18 protein-coding genes and 1 tRNA gene are annotated in these 22,715 nt (G+C 51.9%); all 19 read right to left on the bottom strand.

Annotated elements, in window-relative coordinates; genetic code table 11:
* Nucleotides 1-31: 31 nt before the first annotated feature.
* Nucleotides 32-970 carry a quinolinate synthase NadA gene (gene nadA, locus EYB31_RS37430; protein WP_131018679.1) on the bottom strand — a complete coding sequence of 313 codons (939 nt, stop codon included), beginning with the start codon at nt 968-970 and terminating at the stop codon, nt 32-34.
* Nucleotides 971-2,011: 1,041 nt separating this feature from the next.
* Complete coding sequence (ftsH, locus tag EYB31_RS37425) at nt 2,012-3,964, bottom strand: ATP-dependent zinc metalloprotease FtsH (protein ID WP_131018677.1); 1,953 nt, start codon at nt 3,962-3,964, stop codon at nt 2,012-2,014.
* A gap of 70 nt (nt 3,965-4,034) precedes the next feature.
* Nucleotides 4,035-4,574 (bottom strand): hypoxanthine phosphoribosyltransferase, encoded by a 540-nt coding sequence (gene hpt, locus EYB31_RS37420; protein ID WP_131018675.1) that lies wholly within the window; start codon nt 4,572-4,574, stop codon nt 4,035-4,037.
* 12 nt (nt 4,575-4,586) lie between these two features.
* Complete coding sequence (tilS, locus tag EYB31_RS37415; RefSeq protein ID WP_131018673.1) at nt 4,587-6,008, bottom strand: tRNA lysidine(34) synthetase TilS; 1,422 nt, start codon at nt 6,006-6,008, stop codon at nt 4,587-4,589.
* 59 nt (nt 6,009-6,067) lie between these two features.
* The gene (locus EYB31_RS37410; protein ID WP_131018672.1) at nt 6,068-6,976 is read right to left on the bottom strand and encodes a protein kinase domain-containing protein; all 909 of its coding nucleotides are present in this window, start codon (nt 6,974-6,976) and stop codon (nt 6,068-6,070) included.
* Nucleotides 6,960-7,712 (bottom strand): vWA domain-containing protein, encoded by a 753-nt coding sequence (locus EYB31_RS37405; RefSeq protein ID WP_131018715.1) that lies wholly within the window; start codon nt 7,710-7,712, stop codon nt 6,960-6,962. Before EYB31_RS37405 ends, EYB31_RS37410 begins: the two co-directional genes overlap by 17 nt.
* Nucleotides 7,713-7,851: 139 nt before the next feature.
* Complete coding sequence (spoIIE, locus tag EYB31_RS37400) at nt 7,852-10,344, bottom strand: stage II sporulation protein E (RefSeq protein WP_131018671.1); 2,493 nt, start codon at nt 10,342-10,344, stop codon at nt 7,852-7,854.
* 449 nt (nt 10,345-10,793) lie between these two features.
* A tRNA-Met gene (locus EYB31_RS37395) sits at nt 10,794-10,867 on the bottom strand.
* Between the two features lie 126 nt (nt 10,868-10,993).
* Complete coding sequence (locus tag EYB31_RS37390) at nt 10,994-11,458, bottom strand: S1 domain-containing RNA-binding protein (protein WP_131018669.1); 465 nt, start codon at nt 11,456-11,458, stop codon at nt 10,994-10,996.
* A 113-nt stretch (nt 11,459-11,571) separates the two neighbouring features.
* Nucleotides 11,572-11,940: an FtsB family cell division protein gene (locus EYB31_RS37385; protein ID WP_131018667.1), complete on the bottom strand. Its 369-nt coding sequence runs from the start codon at nt 11,938-11,940 to the stop codon at nt 11,572-11,574.
* 250 nt (nt 11,941-12,190) lie between these two features.
* Complete coding sequence (yabQ, locus tag EYB31_RS37380) at nt 12,191-12,772, bottom strand: spore cortex biosynthesis protein YabQ (RefSeq protein ID WP_131018665.1); 582 nt, start codon at nt 12,770-12,772, stop codon at nt 12,191-12,193.
* Nucleotides 12,769-13,095, bottom strand: coding sequence for a sporulation protein YabP (gene yabP, locus EYB31_RS37375; protein ID WP_420819499.1), 327 nt, complete (start codon nt 13,093-13,095; stop codon nt 12,769-12,771). The genes yabQ and yabP overlap by 4 nt, the downstream gene beginning before the upstream one ends.
* Before the next feature lie 91 nt (nt 13,096-13,186).
* Entirely contained in the window at nt 13,187-13,459 is a 273-nt protein-coding gene (locus EYB31_RS37370) for an RNA-binding S4 domain-containing protein (protein ID WP_131018663.1), read from the bottom strand.
* Entirely contained in the window at nt 13,459-13,731 is a 273-nt protein-coding gene (locus tag EYB31_RS37365; RefSeq protein WP_131018661.1) for an HU family DNA-binding protein, read from the bottom strand. Before EYB31_RS37365 ends, EYB31_RS37370 begins: the two co-directional genes overlap by 1 nt.
* Nucleotides 13,732-13,843: 112 nt before the next feature.
* Nucleotides 13,844-15,349, bottom strand: a complete 1,506-nt coding sequence (gene yabN, locus EYB31_RS37360) for a bifunctional methyltransferase/pyrophosphohydrolase YabN (RefSeq protein WP_131018660.1) — start codon at nt 15,347-15,349, stop codon at nt 13,844-13,846.
* 39 nt (nt 15,350-15,388) lie between these two features.
* Entirely contained in the window at nt 15,389-17,074 is a 1,686-nt protein-coding gene (locus EYB31_RS37355) for a putative polysaccharide biosynthesis protein (RefSeq protein ID WP_240763196.1), read from the bottom strand.
* 130 nt (nt 17,075-17,204) lie between these two features.
* Nucleotides 17,205-17,747 (bottom strand): stage V sporulation protein T, encoded by a 543-nt coding sequence (gene spoVT / locus EYB31_RS37350; protein WP_131018658.1) that lies wholly within the window; start codon nt 17,745-17,747, stop codon nt 17,205-17,207.
* Nucleotides 17,748-18,045: 298 nt separating this feature from the next.
* On the bottom strand, nt 18,046-19,116 hold the full coding sequence (locus EYB31_RS37345; RefSeq protein WP_240763195.1) for a peptidylprolyl isomerase: 1,071 nt from the start codon (nt 19,114-19,116) through the stop codon (nt 18,046-18,048).
* A gap of 22 nt (nt 19,117-19,138) precedes the next feature.
* On the bottom strand, nt 19,139-22,660 hold the full coding sequence (mfd, locus tag EYB31_RS37340) for a transcription-repair coupling factor (RefSeq protein ID WP_131018655.1): 3,522 nt from the start codon (nt 22,658-22,660) through the stop codon (nt 19,139-19,141).
* Between the last annotated feature and the right edge of the window lie 55 nt (nt 22,661-22,715).

Below are 22,715 nucleotides of genomic sequence, written 5' to 3'. Positions count from 1 at the left end.
CTCCCGCTCTTATACAAGGAAGTAGCGCATGCTACTTCACCTGTAGCATGCGCTCCAGCGATAATTTGGCTTGTTCGGCAACGTGAGGCGCCACATAGATTTGCGGCTGCATCGTTTCAAGACAACGAACGACTTTCTTCAAATTGTTCACTTTCATGTTCGGACATACGAGATATTTGGTTGCAAAATGGAACTGTTTATTCGGGCTGTCCAGACGCAGCTGGTAGCCGGTGCCGTCTTCTGTGCCGACGATAAATTCCTGGCAATCGGATTTCTTGCAATAGTCGATAATCGCCGTTGTGCTGCCAACAAAATCGCCCAGCTTCACTACTTCCGGACGACATTCCGGATGAACCACAAATTGGGCGTTCGGATACTGCGCTCTCATCTCTTCGACATCTTTGACGGTCAGCATGTCGTGGGTGTTGCAATAGCCCTCCCAAATGATCATTTTTTTGTCGGTGTTTTTGGATACGTAATCGCCCAAATTTTTGTCCGGAACCCAGATTACTTCTTCAGTTGCCACTGAATTAACGACCTTCAGCGCGTTGGCCGAAGTACAGCAAATATCGGTTTCGGCCTTCACATCGGCAGACGAGTTAATGTACGTAACGACAGTGGCATTCGGGTGTTTCTTCTTTAACGCCCGCAAGCCGTCTACGTTCACCATGTCGGCCATAGGACAACCCGCACGCTCATCCGGAATCAGCACGATTTTGTTCGGCGCGAGTATTTTAGCGCTTTCACCCATGAAGTGAACCCCGCAAAAAACGATCACGTCCGCATCCGTTGATGCCGCTTTCTGAGCAAGCAGAAACGAATCCCCGCGGAAATCGGCTACTTCCTGTATTTCATCACGCTGGTAATAATGAGCGAGAATAATGGCGTTTTTTTCTTTCTTTAACTGGAGCAGCCGTTCCTTTAATTCCCTGTTCTGCTCAGCCTTGCGCTCTAGCGCCAAAGCTTCCATGCATCACACCATCCTTTTAGAGTGAACCCCCCGTATTCTCGATGAGCCAACAGCGACCGATCGTGAAAATGTTCACAAAGAATTAAGATTTACACCTAATTTACACAACAACGCCCCCAGTGTCAACGCTTAAATATAATAAAAATAACTGGAAATACTGGCTGATCTCTCCTTATTGGCTCTGTAGCGCGGTATAGCTCCCCCTCAATCCCCTTTGGGGGCTTCACTCGCTGCGCCAATATTGTCAGGTTAGCGATAACCATAAAATGCTCGAATGCAGCAAATGAAGTGATTTCGATTCAACTTGATTAAAGTTGATCGTTGGCTAACTGCCTGTAATGGACATCCTCGTCGCTATGATTAGCCTTATGCATGCGAACATCATGCCCTAATGCTAACGGACATGGGAGTGCTTTATTTGATAAAAAAATCGAGGTTATCATTTCTAACGGACACCCGCGCCTTTATTTGCCAAAAAAAGTCGGAGAAACCGCGATACTAAACCAAATAAGAGCGCTGGTGTCCGTCCCATTGAGCAAACTTCAGATTTGGTTTACATAGCTGCGCTCATGTCCGTTAGAGAGTGGGCTTCTCCAACGTTGGGGGGATGCACAATGAATCGATAGTCTCATTCAGTCCGTGATCCATCCGGATAGGTTCTACCTCCAGCGACGCATAAAAGAATCTTGATCATTCCTGTGACGATACTTTGGTCCATTGACTTCTTATCCTGAAAACATTGGGCGCTGCGTCCTGGACCGCCGACGGTAGAGATTGTGTGTGCCTCGGGCCCGCGCCTCAGTGCGCTATGCCTTCGCTTGCGCTTGGCATTGGCGCATCGCGCCCACTACGACGTGATGACGCGGGGTGCTGCTGTGTGCCTCGGGCCCGCGCCTGTCGCACCTGCTTATCCCTTCGCTTAAGCTTGGCACTCCGCGCTTGACTCCGACGGGATACATTCGTTTTTCCCATGTCCGCGCTTGACTCCCGCTGAAACAAAAAAAACGGCAGCCCTTAAAGGGCTGCCGTGTGCAATTCCAATTATTCTTTATTTTCGTCATCCGACGGGTTTTTATCGAAGTAGTCAAACTTGTTGGCTTCCGCTTCCTGGCTTTGACCCTGGATGTTCACCTTCACATCATCGGATTTCTTATTTTCCCAAGATTCCAGCTTGCCGGTATCCAGCAAAGCTTGAATTTCGTCTTTCTCGAGTGTTTCTTTCTCAAGCAGCGTCTTGGCGATCAGATGAACATGATCTGCATGATCCACTAGAATTTCTTTGGCTCGTGCGTAGCAGTCACGGATCATCTTCTGCATTTCCTGATCGATTTCGTAAGCGATGGCATCACTGTAGTTCTGCTCATGGCCGAAATCGCGTCCCAGGAATACTTGGCCTTGAGCTTGCCCGAACTGCATCGGTCCAAGCTTCTCGCTCATCCCGTATTCAACGATCATCGCGCGGATGATTTGCGTAGAACGTTTAAAGTCGTCGAAAGCTCCGGTTCCAACTTCGCCGATATACAGTTCCTCGGAAACACGGCCGGCCAAAAGACCCGTTACCCGGTCCAGCAATTCCGTTCTAGTCTGCAGCAGCCGATCCTCGCCTTCCTTCGGCAGGATCATGGCGTAACCGCCGGCCCGGCCACGCGGCACAATCGTCACTTTATGAACAACGTCGGCGTCGCGAACAAAATGACCAACAATAACGTGGCCCGCCTCATGGTAGGCAATCGTCCGTTTCTCACTTTCGTTAATGACACGGCTTTTCTTCTGCGTACCGACCACAACGCGGTCAAACGCTTCATCCAGCTCGTCCTTGGAAATATCTTTACGGTTGCGGCGAGCGGCAATGAGCGCCGCTTCGTTCAGCAGGTTCTCCAGATCGGCTCCAGTGAAGCCGGTCGTGAAGCGCGCAAGCGCGTCCAGCTTAACATCCTTAGCGAGCGGCTTATTACGGGCATGCACTTTAAGCACCGCTTCGCGTCCCTTGATATCCGGACGATCCACCGTGATTTGACGGTCAAAACGTCCCGGACGAAGCAACGCAGGGTCCAAAATATCCGGGCGGTTCGTTGCGGCAACGATGATAATGCCTTCATTGGCTCCAAAACCGTCCATTTCGACGAGCAACTGGTTGAGCGTTTGCTCGCGCTCGTCATGACCGCCGCCTAATCCGGCGCCGCGCTGACGGCCCACTGCATCGATCTCGTCGATAAATATAATACAAGGCGAGTTTTTCTTCGCATTTTCAAACAAGTCGCGCACGCGGGATGCGCCGACACCGACAAACATTTCTACGAAGTCCGAACCTGAGATGCTGAAGAACGGCACCCCTGCTTCACCGGCTACAGCGCGGGCAAGCAGCGTTTTACCGGTTCCCGGAGGTCCTACGAGCAATACGCCTTTCGGAATCCGTGCGCCAAGCGCAGCGAACTTACGAGGATCTTTCAAAAATTCAACCACCTCGACAAGCTCTTGTTTCTCTTCATCGGCCCCCGCCACATCTTCAAACGTGACCCTCTTCTTCTCTTCATTATAAAGGCGGGCACGGCTTTTGCCGAAGTTCATGACCTTGCCGCCGCCTCCCTGCGCCTGATTCAGCAGGAAGAAGAACAAGATAAAGATAATGACAAACGGAATAATTGAAGTCAGGAAGCTGATCCAAACGTTGTCGCCTTCCATCTTCTCGACCGCAAATTTCGTTACGTCCGCTCCTTCGATCATCGTGAAAATACGAGGATCGTAAGGCGCTCTCGATTCGAAATTTTTCTTGTCAGCAATCGGCGGCACTTTATAGCTGCCTCTGACAAGGTAAGTGTACCCGTCAAACTTCACGCTGACCTGGTCCACATTTTTGTCTACTAAAGCTTGCCGGAATTTATCGTACGTGATGCTGTCCTTCTGGTCATTTTGCGTGCTGATGAAATGAACGATTCCGACCGTTACCAAAAATATGAGCAGATAAAATCCGGTATTACGTATAATGCGGTTCATTCCCTGCCTCCTCTCGAAAACGACAACTTGATCCATTGTAACATAGAGCGATTTGGCATCTCAAATTCGCCTACTTCGTGTAAATTTCCGGTTTGAGTATGCCGATATACGGCAGATTGCGGTATTTCTCGGCATAATCCAAGCCATACCCAACCACAAACTCATCGGGAAGCACAAAGCCTTTATAATCAGCGTCGAGCTCTGCGGTGCGCCGAGCCGGTTTGTCGAATAAAGCGGCAACCGTCACGGAACGCGCATTGCGGCGCTCAAGCACATCGATCAAATAGCTTAACGTAAGACCACTATCGATAATGTCCTCGATAATCAATACGTTGCGGCCTTCTACCGGTACGTCCAAATCTTTAATGATTTTGACGACACCCGACGATTTGGTCGAAACGCCATAGCTGGATACAGCCATAAAATCAATTTCCAAAGGTACGGCGATTTGCTTCACCAAATCAGCCATAAAAATGAATGCGCCTTTCAGCACGCAAATAACCAGAGGATTGCGTCCTTCAAAATCGCGGCTGATCATTTCGCCCATTTCCTTTACCTTCTCTTGAATCTGCTGCTCGGAATACAGTACTTCCCGAATGTCGTTGTGCAAAGAGGGAACCTCCTAGTCCGTCATAAGTTGCGTTAGCTTCATATATAGAATACTGCGGGTCTTCGGTGTGACAAGCGCATGAGCGGATCTCCGGAAACCGGCGATCCATAATATCCGTCCCTCATGGTCGGCGACAATGGGCGTTTGCTCCCTTTGCCCCCGAGGCACTTTGTCGTCAATGAAGATATCTTTTACCTTTTTAGACCCGTTTAAACCAAAAATAGAGATCCGGTCCCCCTGACGGCGATTGCGGATGCATAACGGGTATGCAATTTCCTCCGCATCAAGCCACAGCTCGTTCCTGCGCGGCTTGCGGTCAAGATGACGCTCGGGATGGCCCGCCCTCTCCCACTCCAACGTGATAACGCTGCCCGCTTCCGGAATTGCAACTTCACGCGTCCCCGTTATTACGGAATACGCGTAAGGACCCTGCGGCAAAACCATAGTATGAAGATGAGCCGTATCATATTCCGTTGTCAACAAAATTTGGCCTGTTACGTCGATTCGCATATTGGAGCGGCTGACATGCAGCACATGTCCCCGTACCTGCTCCACCTTGGAAAAATCGATATCCGTTCCTCCGCCAAGACAACTTAATATTAGTTTAATCAATCGCCTTTGTAAAGCAATGTGCAGCGAAGAAAACCAGCTCCTTGAAAAATGAAACTTCCCCGCCGTTTGAGTTACATGCTCCTCAAGCAGCTTCGCCCCTTCGGCCTCCATATACTCGTCTTCGATGGCGGCGATTTCGGCCGTCCGGTTCAGCGATTCGGGCAAGCGGTCGTTGAACCGCTCAAGATAAGGCATAATCTCAAGCCGGATGCGATTCCGAAAGTACTTGGTGTCGCGGTTGCTGCTATCCTCGTAGTAAACAAGGCCATGCAGCTCGCAGTGTGCCAGTACTTCTGTTTTGTATATACGTAAAAAGGGACGCACAAGTTCCACGTTTTTTTCGCGGCGGATGATCTGCATGCCGGATAACCCCGCCAGCCCTGCTCCGCGGATCAGCCGCATCAGCACCGTTTCGGCCTGATCGTCCGCATGATGGGCTAAGGCGATGTGCGACGCCCCGTACTTTTCGGCAACCTGGTGCAGAAATTCGTATCTTTTTTCCCTTGCCGCGCTTTGCGAATTCATCCCCGATTCTTCGATATATGCCGGAACGTCAATAAACACCGTTTCACAGGCGAGCCCCCAATCCTTGCTTAAGCGGCTTACATATTCAGCCTCCCGGTCCGATTCTTCTCCGCGAAAGCGATGATTCACATGAGCGACGACAAGCTTCCATTGCCAAACCTCCGACAATAAAAAAAGGACATGCAACAGAGCCACCGAATCGGATCCCCCCGATACGGCGACAACGATGCTATCCTTCTGCGTAAACAGCTTCTCAGCCCGGATCGATTGCTCCACCTTGACCGTCAGGTCATCCATCTGATCTTATCCTTCCTCTTACTGTCCTTGAGCCGTTGTTCTTAAGAACCCGCTCCGCTTTACTGCCAGTAGAAATATAACGTTGAAGCAAATAAAACAATCGAAGCGCCAAAGCATATTTTCAGCCATGGCAGCTTGACCTGCGACTTATGGTTTTCTTTATGCAATATGTATCTGCGCCATTCCGCGAACGCTTCCGCCGTGCTCCGGTATTCGCCTCTCAGCGCTTTGCGGATAAACGGCGCCGCCTTGGAGAGCCGGGCATTTCCTTTGAGCATATCCAACAAAAAATCAATATTGCGGTTCTGCGGCAAAATATGCTTGAACGACAGCAGCTTCTTCTCCTTATCCGTTACGCTGAGCAGCAGAACGGCTACCGAGAACAAGTCGTATTTTTCGTCAGCCACTCTGGTACCGGCTCCCCAGAAACCCCGGTCGAACACTTCGGTAAACTGCTTAATGGAGCGGCCGATCGGCGTCACACCGCCGAAATCGACCAAATTCACCTCTCCGTAACCGGAGATAATCATGTTGTCGGTTTTTAAATCGCCGAATATGTAGCCTTGGGCATGCAGCTCGGACAGCTTTTGCAGTAAATTAAAACCGATGATGTGCACCCAATCGTAACCTCGCTCACGCAAGTAATCCTTGAGCGGCTGCCCTTTGATATAACGAATGACGCAGAATGGATAATCCGTACCCGCATGCCGGAAGTCGTCGACATCGTGCAAATATTTGCGGAAAGCGCTGGACGAACGTGACAAAGCGAGCAGCGCATTGACCTCCGACTGATGGTCGACCGGGTCGAAACCGACTTTCAGCGCATACAACGCCGTTCCTTTGCGAACCAAATACACCTTGCCGTTTGCACCTTCCCCAAGCAGCCGGTCAACGACATATTGTCCCTTATTCCATTTTCCGGTGATGATCGTGCCCGCTTGGAATACAGGCTCAAACGATGTAGTCACTCAGCATCCCATCCTTGGTATCGCTTGCGGCAACATGACGACCTGTGTCGGTCAACCCCCGGTTATCGGCGGAACGCCCCGTCATAAATTGAACGACGTGGAGCATGGCCGGACCGGTTGGCGTCGTTCCCTTCATGTTTATTTTATAAAACAACTTGCTTAAGTTTGCAACATTTTTCGTCCACCCGATATCCATGACGACCTCTTCGCCGCCGGTACCGGGAAAATGAAACACGGTCAGCTCGCTCTCTCCCGAACGGGCCTGCAAACTGAGCTGAAGATCGTAAATAGCCTCTTTCACAGCGGCCAGCTTCGGTTTCATGCTGGCGCTCGCATCAATCAACAGCGCTACCCGCAAGGAGGAAGTCTCGCTCAGATCATCCATGACCTGTACGACACGGGAACGCTGATCGGGCGGAAGCTCGAGCGGGCTGGAATGTCCCAGAATTTGCTTCAGCTCTGCACCTACAGCCTGCTGAATCGTATTCATTACGGTTTTGCGGGTCATCATCTGTACGGTTTGTGAAAGCTGATCGGATGTTACAACCCGGCTCATGCCTCCGCCCGACTGGGCAATCTCTTGAATTTCGAAAGCGCCAAGCTCCCCCAGCTCGCCTTGGTCGATAACACCGATGACGTTGACCACAATCTGCTCCGCTTTGGCATGCGCCGCGGCAATAACCGGACTGACCCCAACATTGGAACAGCCGTCTGTAATTAAAATGATTTGTTGCATCATCCATCCCCTACTCTCTCAAACGGTAAATTGGTCCTCTCCTTCACTATTTTTTCCAATTTGAGAGATTCTAAACAGAAAGAGACGCCCCGGATAGCCCCCTCGCCCGGGGTCCGGTAAGCGTCTCTATGCATATATATTAACTTACGACTTTGGGCCGCTCGATCCGTCCAAGCCCCGGCCAGCCGAAAGTAGCCCACTCCGGCTTAAATTTATCCACTTTAGCGACAACGACGGTCATATCGTCGACAATATCTCCGCGATACTGCCGTACGACCCGCTCCAGCAAAATATCGGCGAAATCCTGCGGAATTTCCGCATCGATCTCTTGAATCACCCGTTTCATCCACAGCTCCTTGTTAACGGCATGCCCGGGAGCGTCAAATATGCCGTCCGTCATCATAATTAAAATATCGCCGCTCTTTAGTTGAAAATTCACCAGATCCACATCAAGCTCGTCCAGAATACCGACAGGAAGGTTGCTTGCACTGATCTGCAGCACCTCCATGCCCCTTTTGATAAAGCTTGGTGTCGATCCGATCTTCAAAAACGTCGTATGAGCGTTGTATTGGTCGATTAAAGCGACATCGACCGTCGCATACACTTCATCCGAGGAACGGAGCATCAATACCGAGTTGACCGACTTGATCGCAAGACGCTCATCCATGCCCGATTGCAGCAATTGCTGCAGGATGCTCAGCGCCGTACTGCTCTCCGCACGCGCCCGTTCCCCATTGCCCATTCCGTCCGAGAGCGCTACGGCAAACTTGCCGTTACCCAGCTCCACCGTGCTGAAGCTGTCACCTGACAGCAATTCTCCGCCTTTGGCGGCCCCGGCAATGCCGGTTTCAATCTCGTATTCTTTCGCCGATCCGAACATAACCGTGCTGTAGCCTTCCTGCTCAGGCAGGGCTTGCTCATCCTTAACGGCTATATGTTCGCCGATAATTTCGGAAAGCAGCGGCGCGATAATTTTACGGCATTCGTCAAACCCCCTTGTATAACGATGGACAATTTCAATTTCTACGCTGCCCTCATCCAAGCTGATCACATCGATGCTGTGTATGGATAAGCCCAATTCCTCCAGCGCGTGGCGAATTTGTTCCTCCTGCAGGAACATTTCCTGTCCTTCGCGCCTGATTTCTTTCGCCAGGTCCTCCATTACCTGCGATACACCGGATAATTGATCAGCTACCAGTTGCCGGCTGTCGACGATTTGCTTTTTCCAATGCTGGTCGTTTTTGTACAAATCATATTGCTGTTTCATGACGCCCAGCACCTGATCGGGTTTAATGCAGAACTTTTTAAATTCTTGAGAAATATCCCGCATCGATACGTCCGGCTTCTGCTCCACCTCCGCCATCACATCCGTCATCAGCTTGTAGGTTTGATGGAATTTGGCGTCCCAGCAAGTGTCTTGCTTGCGGCAGGTCGCACACGTGCGGTGTGCAACCGAATTCATAAAATGGCCAACCTCCTCTTCTTTTTGCGGGGCCGCGTTTTCCGTAATTTGTTTGAAGCTTTTGGAGAGCTGCCGGAACACGTCGGAGAACTGCTGAACGCGGCTGGCCGTCACGTCGCGTACTCTTTTAGCGTAATCATGCTGCGATTTGACGTTCTCCTGTGTGCCCGGCACATATTTGGCCAGCATCTGGACCATGCTGCGCGGCGTCAGCAGGAACAGCAGCACGGCAGCTCCCGATTCCCACAGCGAGTTCATAATATCGCTTTGGCTGCCGATATAAACCGATAAAATCGAGGACCCAAGCAGCATCCCGAAGGCTACGGTCCATCTGCCTCCTTCCTTCAATAATCCTGCGAGCATCCCGGCAAAAGCGAGCAAGCTCATCTGGTAAATCGCACTGGAGCTGGCCAGACTTAAAATAAGACCGGTAATCACACCAACCGACGCTCCAAGCGGCGCGCCTCCGACAAGCGCAAACAACAAGATAAGATATCGGGAGAGCACATGCTCCAGGGTAACCGGACCGATCGTCCAGCCGACCGTGCCCGTCATAACCGAAGCCAATAAGATGATGAGACATATCACTTCCTCGTTTTTAAGGTGGTAGTTTTTTCGGGTTAATGTAAACACCGGGAGGGCCTGTATAAAAATTAGAGTGAGTATAAGACTTAAAGCCGATTCGACGCCCGAGATCATTAAGGTGTACCATGATATCTCGGTAGCCACCGCGTAAGCGAAAAGCTGCACCAGGAAAGAAGAAGCGAACACGATCATCGGCGCCAAGGAAATATCGGTCCGCTCGAATTTCTCCAATCCCTTTTGAATTAAGAGGAACACAACCAGTTCGGCGAGCAGGTATCCCGTATGTCCGGGTAGCGCTGAGAAAAAACTGCCCGCCGCAATAAAAGTGCCTGTCCATAACAGCAGCTCTCGTCTTAAAAAATAGATGACCGCGAAATAAGCGATGGCAAAAGGGGCTAACTGCTCCAGAATCATGGCCTTGCCTAACAGAAAACCCATTGCCAGCAGCAAAAGAGACCATTTCTTCGCGACCAGCGCTTGGACGAGGCGATTTTCCACAAACACCCCCTGCACCCGCTGGTTCGTCTTATGCAGTACCTCCGAGCTCCATGTGTTCAAATTTTCCATTCCCTGAGCTTTCCCCATACAGACCAACTCCCTACTTGGTTTAGTGGTTCCTAGCATAAAAGAAATCTAGCAGAAAGTTTGTCGCAATGAGTTGATAGAGTAAAAGTTTTTTCCGACAAAATGAGCCTATACCGCGAGAAGCGGCGATTCGGCTTAACGGCGGGTTGGAAGCGCAGTACTTTTTTCCGTTAATCAAACGTATGTACGTATCTGTCCGCCGGTTTGCTTGACCGCGCGCCGCATGAATCCCGTAAAAAGGTGTCGATTTCCAAGGAGCCCGCTGAGCATACGACAAAAGAAGTGCTTGCGCGAATTTTCCGCAAGCGGTTGTCTAACGCTGGCACGAACTATTCGTCCGATTGGCGGAACAAGTCCGGCTTGGCTCGAAATGGAATAAAAAAAGAACAGCCGTTGCAGATAGGCCTGCAACAACTGTTCTTGGGTCTGGTATTAAAAACCATAAAATATAGCGGCGAAGGGGATCGAACCCCCGACCTCACGGGTATGAACCGTACGCTCTAGCCAGCTGAGCTACACCGCCACAACAAGCATGAGTATAAACTATTGCCTGCCCGGCTGTCAAGCATGATTGCCAAAGCGATGCCAACAAATGCGGAAACAAACTAAAAAGCCACATCCCATTTGCATGAATGTGGCTGTTACATATCTAGTCGCGTCTAGCGCCTCTGCCGCCGCGTTTGCCCTCAGTGTTCTTCTTCAAAGAAGAAATCCGTTCTTCGCTGTCTTTTAAAAATCTGGACATCTTGTCTTCGAAGGTCAGTTTGTTTGCAGGAGGCTTGAACGATCTGCCGCCGCGATCCCCTCCACGGAAACCACCGCGATCGCCATCTCTTCCACCTTGTCTTTCTGGCCGAGCGGGCTTAGCTTCTACCGGTTTATCCACCGCTTGCTTGATCGATAATCCGATTTTACCATCCTTGTCCACGTTGATCACTTTAACGATAACCTTGTCGCTCAATTTCAAATGATCGTTAACATCCTTGACATAATTGTCCGCGATCTCTGAGATGTGAACAAGGCCAGTGACACCCTCTGAAAGCTCAACAAAAGCTCCAAAGTGAGTGATGCCTGTCACCTTTCCTTCCAGCTTGCTGCCCACTTCGATTGCCATAAAGTAAAATGTTCCTCCCTTAATTAGTTCAAAAAAGCCAACTATGGAGATTATAACGTATGCGGAAAAAGCGGTCAACACAAGGTTTCAAACGAACAAGCCCATTTCAGGGACTAATTGCCAGACTTGGGCCTATAGAACAGCGTTTCTCCTGGCTTTACGTAGCCATAATCCTTGCGAAGCTTCTGCTCGATGTATTCGTTATCGTTCAAACGGGCGATTTCTCGCTTGGTATCGTCGTTAAGCTGCGTAACTTCCGTTTTTTTCTGCTCCAGTGCAGACACCCGCTGTTTGCGGTCCTGCAGCTTGCCGGCCTGGTCCCAGAAATTGATGGCTCCCCAAGCCAAAGCGCATATCATAATCAGCACCGACAGCCTGAACAATCGCTTGCCGCCTTTTACCGGTTGTTTGTTCTTCTGAGGCCGCTTAGTCTGTTTGATTTGTTTAGTAGGTTTAAGTTGTCTAACCGAAGAAGCCTGCATTTGTGATGTTAGCCTCCTAAGGGTTTCGCAAAGCGAAACCAGCATCGTAAGCGTAAACTTTAGGTTTCACGATAGCGAAACCAGTACGTAAGCGTAAACCAAGAGTTTCGCCGCAGCGAAATGGACCGTAACCTCGGTTCCGTTCACGGAAATGGAACTGCCGTAAGCATATCTTATAAGCTTCGCAGGCGCAAAGCTATCTTTTTAACATTGTGAATCTATCATTTTCTGCTGTAAGGTTTCAATTGTCTTATTGCTTCGGTCCGAACAAACGTTTCCACCATGATAAGGTTGTCCGGTATATTTGTCTAGGCCATTGCCACGAAAGAGCCCATCGCCACAGCGGTTTTGTGAGCCATACCAATATTCTCCAAAAAGGATACAACAATTGTATCACAACTTTATAAAGGAAAATAGCCATCGCAATGAAAAATCCAAAAATGATGACCAAGCAGCGGTACAAAAACTTAATCGGCAGGACGATAAATATATCGATCATCCGTTTGCCGATTCGGATGGCGGCCTGCACCACCTTGATGATAAAACCGATAAAACGCAGCACCATGCGGCTGAGCAAAGCGAAGTAACCGATGATGCCCGCGACAAGCCCGATGAAAATAAATACCCGCACTTGGCCTTGATTGCTGGCGTACAGCATTCGGAACACAAGGACTGTCCCTACGAGCCAATACAATATGTCGAGGATGGCCAGCACCCAATTAGGCACTTTGAGCCGATCCGACAGCACGCGGTACATATCATACAAAACGCCAAGCGCAAGTCCGCCCACAAACATCATGCCCAGCGTAACAAACTGAGTGCTTAAGGTCATTTAAACAGCTTGCCGAAAAATCCCTTGGATTTACCTTGGGAGTTCGCATCGACGTAAGCAAGCTCGTTGACCATCCCCTCAATGGCTACCAGCCCCTGCTCCAGGGATAAATTTTTAATATGCAGGTTAGAGCCCTTAATCATCAGAAAGCCCAGATCGGTTTCAAGCAGAAACTCCTCGCTGTCAAAACTTTCGACGTTGCGAACGCCGGTAATTTCCAGCAGCTTACGATTCAGCATTTTAATTTCCTGCCGTTTGACGGTTTTGCCCGGATCCATCACCACAACACCTTCCCCTTTCCATAGCTTGTTTACTATAAGCATATGGGGGGATGTCCCAGGTTAGAACTCACTGCAGGGACAACCGTCAAAAGATAAAAAAAGCAGCCGGGGGTATATCCCAAGCTGCTTTAAATCAGATCCAAGGTTCGGTTTTGCGCAGTTCTTCCTTCAACACGGTGTACATATTTGCCGCGTCATCCTTGCGGGTAGACTCCGACAGCTGCTCCACACGGACAGTAACGCTCTTCTGACCGAACTGAATCGTCAGCTCGTCTCCGACCTTAAGCGTACTGCTCGGCTTCGCCTCCCTGCCATTCACCAGAACACGGCCCTGGTCGGAAACATCTTTCGCAACCGTACGCCGCTTGATGAGCCGGGATACTTTTAAAAACTTATCGAGCCGCATTATTTTACAGCGTCTTTAAGTTTATTTCCTGCTTTGAAAGCCGGAACTTTCGACTCAGGAATCGTAATTGTATTGCCGGTTTGCGGGTTGCGGCCCGTACGGCCCGAACGTTTACGGGTTTCAAATGTACCGAAGCCGATCAATTGAACTTTATCGCCGGAAGAGAGCGCAGTTGTAATTTCGCCGAGGAAGTTGTTGAGCACCGCTTCGACATCTTTCTTTGTCATTCCGCTTTTTGCAGAGATATTGTTGACCAAATCTGTTTTGTTCATTGCGAATTCCTCCTATTTTTCGACAAAAAAATTGAGCTGATCTTGTATACCAGCTATCTCGCGTAAAATACATTACGCAGTTATGTATTCTTTGCGCATTAGGAAAATCCTGCTAGTCGCCTATGTTTTTCAAAACTTTTTTTGCTTCCTGCCACAAAGATTCCATCTCTATTAGATCAGTTTGCGCAAAAGAAACGCCTTTTAAACGCAGCTGCTGCTCAATATATTCAAATCTTTGAATAAATTTGCGATTGGTGAGCGCGATCGCTTCCTCCGGGTCCGCCTTGAGGAAGCGGGCAAGGTTGACAAGGGAAAACAGCACATCTCCAAGCTCCTCTTTCTGATGCTCGCGGTCCGATTCGGCCATCGCTTCCTTCAACTCGGCAAGCTCCTGCTCGACGGAAACCCACACTTCTTCCGCCCGGCTCCAATCGAAGCCGACGGCGGCCGCCTTCTTCTGCAGCTTCCAGGCTCGCATCAGCCCCGGCAGCTCCCGAGGCACGCCATCCAGCGCAGATTGCTGCTCCACATCGATCCCCTTCTGCCTTTTCTCCTCTTGCTTGATCGCCTGCCAGCTGGCCAGCGCATCGTCCGCCGTTTGAGCGGAAATATCGCCAAATACATGGGGATGCCGGCGCAGCAGCTTCTCATTCAAACCTTGGATGACGTCAAATACGTTAAAGCTGCCCTCGTCATCTTCAATCTGCGCATGCAGCATCACCTGCAGCAGCAAATCGCCAAGTTCCTCGCACATATGCGCGGGATCATCTTCTTCGATCGTCTCGATGACCTCATACGCTTCTTCGATCAAGTTTTTACGCAGCGACGCATGGGTTTGCTCGCGGTCCCACGGGCACCCCTCCGGACTGCGCAAAATGCTGACGATTTCATGCAGCCGGGCGAAGGTGCGGTTGCGGATATGCTCGCGCTCCGATTTCGGCACCCAAACTAGCGATAAATTGCCGTAACCTTCCACGCGGTCCAGCTCATACAGCGGGATACGCAATATCGATTCGGCTCCGGCGACGCCCAATTCGTGGCCCACCACCACCTCGTAATCGTCCGGATAAAGCTCCATTAATGTCAACTTCACATCGGAAGCCGTGTATGTATCGAACACTTGGGTAATTACCGTGTGCAGCTGCGGATTTAACGTGTAGCGGTTCAGCGCGCAGCCGTCAAGCAGTTGGAAACCGTCGACCGGATCGAAGCCGAGCCGAAGAAACGCTTGCTCCAAGAAGCTTTCCCCGCCCAGCACCGTCAGCTCAACGCCTTCCTGCGGGCAGTGCTGGCGCAGCAGTTGCACACTGGCTTCGGCCACCATCGGATGCCCCGGTACAGCGTACACAATTTCCTCCCCCGTCGTCTTGGCCTCAGCCACCAGTTCCGCGGCAATCTGCTCGTATACGCCTTCAAACGTGCCGTGTTGTTCATACACATGATCGTATGTTGTGAAAACAAGGCCGTTCTCGCGCAGCCATCCCACGACGGGATGCTGCTCGGTCCGCAAAACCAGCCGCTTAGCGGCCTGCAGCCTTTTCCAAATGCCCAAAGTCAGTTGTTCCGCATCTCCGGAGCCTAGTCCTACAACGGTAATTTTGCCGTTGGCGTTTGCCATAGCGAATCCCACCTTTATTCTATGAAAATGATAAAAATATTACCGGATGAACCGGTATTTTTTCAGCAGCGCGATATGTTTCTCCTTTACTTTCGGCACCAGCCGCAGCTCGCCTTCCGTTAAAGCGCCGGCGCGCAGCAGCGTGACGCCGTACAGGACGGCGCCGAGCGCGACTCCGGCGAGCGCGACAACAGCCGCAGCGCCGCGCCCCGGCGGCAGCGCGTACGCCGCCAGCGCGCGCAGCGCCAGCAGCCCGGCGCACATCGCGGCAACCGCCGTCAGCGGGCGGTACACGTACGCTGCGAGCGGGAAGCGCGCGCCCGTGGCGCGCAGCGCATGCGCCAACGCAAGACCGCCGGCGGCGAGATACGCCGCCACGGCCGCAACCGCGGCGCCGTCGATGCCCCAGCGCGGCATGAGCAGCTCGTTGCCCGCCACCTTTAGGGCGGCGGCAACGAGCAGGTACACCGCGGGCGCCGTCACCGCGCCGCAGCCCTGCAGCACGCTGCCCGCCACGATGTTCAGCGTGCTGAGCAGCGCTGTAAAACCCAGCACCGCCATCGCGGCGGAGCCTTCGGTCGTCTTGAAAAACATCATGTTCAGCGGCGCGGCAAGCGCAGCAAGCCCAAATGAAGCGGCGAGTCCAATAAACCATGTGAGCCGCAGCGCCGCTTCGGTGCGGCTGCGGACCGCCTCGCGGTCGCCGCGCAAGCGGGCTTCTGCGATGGCGGGCACTAGCGCCGCAGACATCGAGGAAGCAATCATCGCGACAAGCTGCACAAGCGGCAGGCCGTGGTTATATAAGCCAAATTGATACAAACCCTCCGCTTCGCCGCCTGCGCGCTCCGCCAGCAAACGCGGCATCGTAAAGGAATCGACCAGCGTCAGAATCGGCAGCGCCACCGAACCCAAGCAAATCGGCAAGGCATAAGCCACCAGCCGTTTTACCAAGGGCCCTATTTTCTCTAGGGGCTCATTGTCCGTCAGCGATGACGGGCGCGGCTCTCGGAAGCGAAACCACAACATCACCGCAAGCCCCGCAGCAGCCCCCGCCACCGACCCGAAGGTAGCTCCGGCGGCAATCGAATCCGGCCCGTAGTTCTCCTTAAGAAACCACAGGAGCAGGCCAAACATCGTCGCCACCCGGACCGTCTGTTCGACAACCTGAGATACCGCAGTAGGCACCATATTCTGATACCCCTGATAATATCCGCGCAGCGCCGACATCACCGGCACAAGCAGCAATGCGAAGGATACGCTGCGGATGGCGGGTTCCGCCTTCGGCGTTCCCATCAGCCCGGCAATCCATCCCGATCCGAAAAACAGCAGCAAAAAGCAGGCAACGCCTGTACACATCAATACCGCTATGGACACCTGCAGCACCCGTGCGGCTGCCCGGTACTTCCGCTGGGCCACCTGTTCGGCCACAAACTTCGAAACAACCAGCGGGAAACCCGCCGTCGCCAAAAATAAAATCAAGATGTACAGCGGATACACCGCGTTATAAATGCCGAATACCGCATCCCCGGCCATGTTTTGCAGCGGAATTTTCTGCAGTGTGCCGATCAGCTTGGACAAGACGGCGGCTAAACCCAGCACGGCGGCGCCTTTCAGCAGCATACCGGTCGCGCTGCCCTTGTCTTTACGCGGATTGTCCATCATGGAGCCACTTTCCCCTTTTACCTTCCATTCCCAAAGTCTGCAGGGCAGATTGGTTTGTCTCACTGCAGACTCCTCGCTTGTTATTCCATTCATTATACCCGATCCTCGGAATCAACGCACACGCACATAAGGACACAACGATAAAAAGCTCCCACCCGAACCGCCGTTCGTCTGGAAGCTTTCCATCGTTGTTTCACTGTTCCATTTGTTTGGCCAAAAACCCCGCCGCGGTTTCAGCCATTTTGATCTCCATCTGGCCCATCTTGACGCTCTCATCTTTGCTGAGCAAAATGACGGCGCCGATCGGGTCACCCCCCGCTACAATAGGAGCGATGACGTAAGAAGTGTACGTTTCGTTCAGATCCTTGCAAATATCATATTGCCCGGCGCTGCTCTCCATGGACGCCTTGCGGTTCTCCATGCAGGTTTCGACCAAAGCACCTACTTGCTTGTCCAGATAATCCTTTTTCGATCCCCCGGAAACCGCAATAATCGTATCCCGGTCGGAAATCATCGTAATATGGTTCGTGCTCTCAAATAGGGACTCCGCATATTCTTTGGCGAAATCGCCCAATTCTCCGATCGGAGAATACTTCTTCAAAATCACTTCCCCGTCCCGGTCAACGAAAATCTCCAGCGGATCGCCCTCCCGAATCCTTAACGTACGGCGGATCTCCTTCGGAATAACGACTCTTCCCAAATCGTCAATACGGCGAACGATTCCTGTTGCTTTCATATTTCTAGATGCCTCGCTTTCCTTGAAGAGTGTAATGCGGCTGATTAAGTTGTATTCATCAATGGAGTGTTATCGGTAACTAGGCATAGTATTCTTCCATCCCCACCATGTTATACATTTCCGCATCCGGTTAAGCTTCTCTGTCCTGACAGCTTTGCGGGCCTGTAAATATGGCGCGGAAGCAAAACGTTCACCCCGGACAGGCTGCATGCTGCGATAAAAGTTGCCAGTAACGGCAGCGGAGCCCTCTGCAAAAAAAAGAAGCCCCATCTGCATCAAGGGCTTCTTTATCGCTAATTTATTTCGCTGGCGTCGCCGCAGGAGCGTCCGCTTTCGGAGCTTCCCCTGCCGGTGCCGGCGAAGCAGGCGCGCCGCCCGCAGGCTGCTGAGGTTGCGGTTTAGGCAGATTATTGGTCTGAATCATGCCTGGCAGTTCCTTTTCCACAAAATCGTACAGCTGCGCTTCGGCAAGCTCCGCTTTAATGCCGTCTTTGACATCGTTGAACGACTTGGAGGAACGGGCGTGAACGAACATAATATGATAGCCGAATGCGGTTTCCACCGGATCGCTGACTTTATTCAGCGGCAGTTCGGCTGCCGCTTTGGCAAACGACGGTTCCCATTGGGAAATTTCCACATTTTCATATTTGCCGCCGGTATCCTTCGAACCCGGGTCCTCGGAATACTCCTTGGCAAGCGCGACAAAATCTCCGCCGTTGTTCAGCTTGTCCTGCACTTCCTTAGCCCGCTTCAAGGCATCCTCCTTGCTGCGGGTTTCCTTGCCTGTAGCCGGGTCGCTTGTGCCGATCAGGATGTGGCTGACCGTCGCGATATCGTAAACATGCGCATCCTGCGCAATTTTCTTATCGTAGTTATCTTTGATCTGCTGGTCGGTAACCTTGCTCTCCATGGAGAAAATCGAATACATGCTGTTTTTCACAAACTGCTCGACGTCGGCCGTCGTAAGGCTTGCATCCTTCAGCTTCTTCTCCAATCCGCCCTCTTGGGAACCGAAGTACAGATTAATCTGATCCATCTGTTCCTTGGCCTTTTTGTCCGCTTCCGCTTTCGACTTCTCATCGGCCCGCGAAGAAAGCACTTTAAAGGTCACGTATTGATTCATCATTTCCTGCTGGAAGGAAGGATCGGATGCAAATTGCGCATATTGTGGGTAGAAAAATTTATTGATATTCAAAAAGGTGTCGAACTCGCCTTGGGTTACCTTGCCCCCGTCCTTATATGTGACCAGCACGTTCCCTCCGGTTGCACTTTGCGCAGGCGCAGGTGCAGGCGTAGGCGCGGCCGCCTCCTCTTTTTTGGTACAACCGGTTGCCAGTGCGACGACAAGAACGGCCGAAGCCAATGCCACCCACCCTTTGCGCATTCTCCTTTTATTGTGCTGCATTTTGCAGTTCCCCTTTCAATTTGAGAGCATCTTTATACTGTACCAGAAAATTTTCCAAAAATTCAATGGACTTTTCTGGACCAAGCCCCTTGCATCTTACCTCGATCATCATTTGCGGTCCGGCAATGAGCTTAATTTTGCCCTCAAATTGATTCGACAAAACAAATAACTTCTGCCCGTCCAAATTGCCATTTTGATCCGGATGCACCGTAATCAAATAGTTGTCTCCCTTTTGGCTGATCGTTTCTATCTTATAGGATGCGCCGTATACTTTCAACCTCGCCGCGGTTAAAAGATTCATGACCGAAGGCGGCGGGTCGCCAAAGCGGTCGACTAATTCGTCGTGTAAGTCGCCCACTTCCTCCAGCGTTTTGACGGCTGCAACCTTTTTGTAGATTTCAATTTTTTGCACGCTGTCGTAAATGTAATCACCCGGCAAGTAAGCGTCCAACTGAATGTCCAGCTGCGTGCTCCACTCCTTCTCCGGCGGCGCCTCGACGCCTTCGATCTCGTTTTTGCGTTTGGCGATCTCCTCGGCCAGCATTTGCGAGTACAGATCAAACCCGACGGAAGCGATAAACCCGTGCTGCTCCGCACCAAGCAGATTACCCGCACCGCGGATCGAGAGGTCGCGCATCGCAATCTTGAAGCCGGAGCCCAGCTCCGTAAATTCCTTGATCGCCTGCAGCCGCTTCTCGGCCACCTCGGTAAGCACCTTGTCCCGCTGGTAGGAGAAATAAGCGTAAGCGATCCGGTTGGACCGGCCTACCCGGCCTCTGAGCTGATAAAGCTGGGACAACCCCATTTTATCGGCATCATGGACAATTAGCGTATTCACATTCGGAATATCGACACCGGTCTCGATAATGCTGGTGCTGACGAGCACGTCGTATTCGCCGTCGAGGAAATCAAGTATCGTCTTCTCCAGCTCCTGCTCCGACATTTGGCCGTGCGCTACGGTCACTCTTGCATCCGGGACCAACATGGAGAGCTGATCGGCGATCTGATTGATGTTCTGCACGCGGTTGTACAGGTAGTAGACCTGGCCTTCTCTGGCCAACTCGCGTTCGATCGCCTCGCGGACCAAAGCGTTGCTGTGCTCTACCACGTAGGTTTGCACCGGGAAGCGGTTTTCCGGCGGCGTCTCGATGACCGACAAGTCCCGTACGCCCAACATCGACATGTGCAGCGTACGCGGAATCGGCGTCGCCGTCAAGGTCAGCACGTCGACATTCGTTTTCAGCCGCTTCAGCTTCTCCTTATGCGACACGCCGAAACGCTGCTCCTCATCGACAATCAGCAGGCCGAGATCCTTAAACTGCATATCGGCCGACAACAGCCGGTGCGTGCCGATGACAATGTCGACAGTGCCGTTCTTGACGCCCTTTGTTGTCTCATTTTGCTCCTTTTTGGACCGGAAGCGGCTGAGCACTTGAATGTTAAACGGATAACCGGAGAAACGTTCCTTAAACGTCTCATAATGCTGCTGCGCCAAAATGGTCGTTGGCACCAGCACGGCAACCTGTTTGCCGTCAATCGCCGATTTGAAAGCGGCGCGAATCGCCACTTCGGTTTTCCCGTAACCGACGTCGCCGCACAACAGCCGGTCCATCGGCCGCGGCTTCTCCATATCCACTTTGATTTCTTCGATCGCCCGCAGTTGGTCGACCGTTTCTTCATACGGGAACATGCCCTCGAACTCGTGCTGGTAACTGGTATCCTTATTGAAGGCGTATCCCTTGGTCGCCTGCCGGTCCGCGTAGAGCTTGATGAGATCGTCGGCAATGTCTTGCACCGAAGAACGGACCTTGCTTTTCACCCGGTTCCAATCGGCCCCGCCGAGTTTATATACCTTCGGCTCTTTCTCTTCCGAGCCGACATACTTCTGAATCAGATCAATTTGATCGATGGGCACCGACAATTTATCGCCGCCGGCGTACAAAATATGCAAATAATCCTTATGAATGCCGTTGATTTCGAGCGTTCCGATGCCGACGAACTTCCCGATGCCATGGTTGACGTGTACAACGTAATCGCCAATTTTGAGCTCCTGGTAGCTTTTGATCCGCTCGGCATTTTCCAGCTTCCGGTCCATCTTCCGCGCCTTGCGCTGTTTCTGCGCAAACATCTCGCCTTCCGTAATCACAACCAGATGAATGGAAGGCAGCTCGAAGCCGGATTGCAGGCTGCCGCTGATCAGCATCGGTTCTTCGATCTGATAGTCATTCAGCACCCGGCGCATCCGTTCGATACGCTCTTCGTCGCCGGCCAGCATAATCACTTTGCTCCCGGTCTTTTTCCAACGTTCCATCTCGGCCTTCAGCAAATTCATCTGCCCGTGGAAGTTTTGCATCGCGCGGCTCATGAAGTTAACGATATTCTGCGGCACGATACCCGGTACCTGACGAAGGAACAGCGAAATGTACAGCGTGGGGAACGGCTTGCGCACCATCAGCGACTCATACGGTTTGGACAGCACAAAGGAAGGCAGGAATTGGCCGTCGGCAAGCGACAGCGTAACCCATTCCGCCTCGTCCCGCTCCATTTGCTTGGCTGTTTCAATCAGCCTCGACGGTTCGTCGATAATGAGCAGCGAATCCTTCGGCACGTAGTCCATCAGCGTCTGTCTTTCCGGGTACAGCAGCGAGATGTATTTATACAGACCGGAAAACGTCATCTGCTGCCTTAAATGCTCGATATCCTGACCGATACCTTCCAGCAGCCGTTCTTTCGCCTGCCGGTCGCTCATTTTCTCAAGCTGCGCCTGCAGCAGCTCATAGGCATGCTGCGCCGCGTTATGGAAGCGCTTTCCATCGGCGATGATCTCGTTGCATGGCGTGATGTCAATGCCGCTTAGTTTATCCATCGACCGCTGATCCGTGACATCAAACGAGCGGATCGAATCCACCTCGTTATCGAACAGCTCGATTCGGAATGCAACTCCCGAAGACAACGGGAAGAAGTCGATAATGCCGCCGCGCACGCTCATCTCGCCTTTGGCTTCCACGCGCTCCACTCTCTCGTAGCCCAAATCTACCATTTTGCCGATAAAAGATTCGAGTTCAAGCGTATTGCCGACTTCTACGCGCATTTGGGACTCGGCCAGCATCTCGTGATTGGGCAACAGCCTGCGCACGGCGGCATACGGAGCGACAACGACACCGCGGAAGCCCTTGGCCAGCTTCGTCAGTGCGTCAATGCGTTGAGCCAGCATCTCGGGACTTGCCGTAGCCGATTCTGCGGCCATCAATTCATGGGCAGGAAAAAGCAGCACCTGATCGGCGTCCAGGCACTCCATTAAATCTTCTACAATTTTTTGCGCCGAAAACATGTTATGGGTGACAATCAATACCGGGATCTTCAGCTCCGCCACAAGCGAAGCGATCATTACCTGGCGGGATGAACCCGTCAACCCGGCAATGAGCTGTTCCCTGATCCCCGAACGAATGCCGGATACAACTGTCTGAAAATCGGCATCTTCGGAAAACGCCTGGATTAACGCCTGCAAAACAGGACACCCCTCTCAACAATAAGCCAAAGCTTCAAAATGTATAATCTTGGTA

The sequence above is a fragment of the Paenibacillus thalictri genome (assembly GCF_004307995.1).
Lineage (GTDB): Bacteria > Bacillota > Bacilli > Paenibacillales > NBRC-103111 > Paenibacillus_AF > Paenibacillus_AF thalictri.
This window is presented reverse-complemented; position numbering and strand designations above follow the sequence as displayed.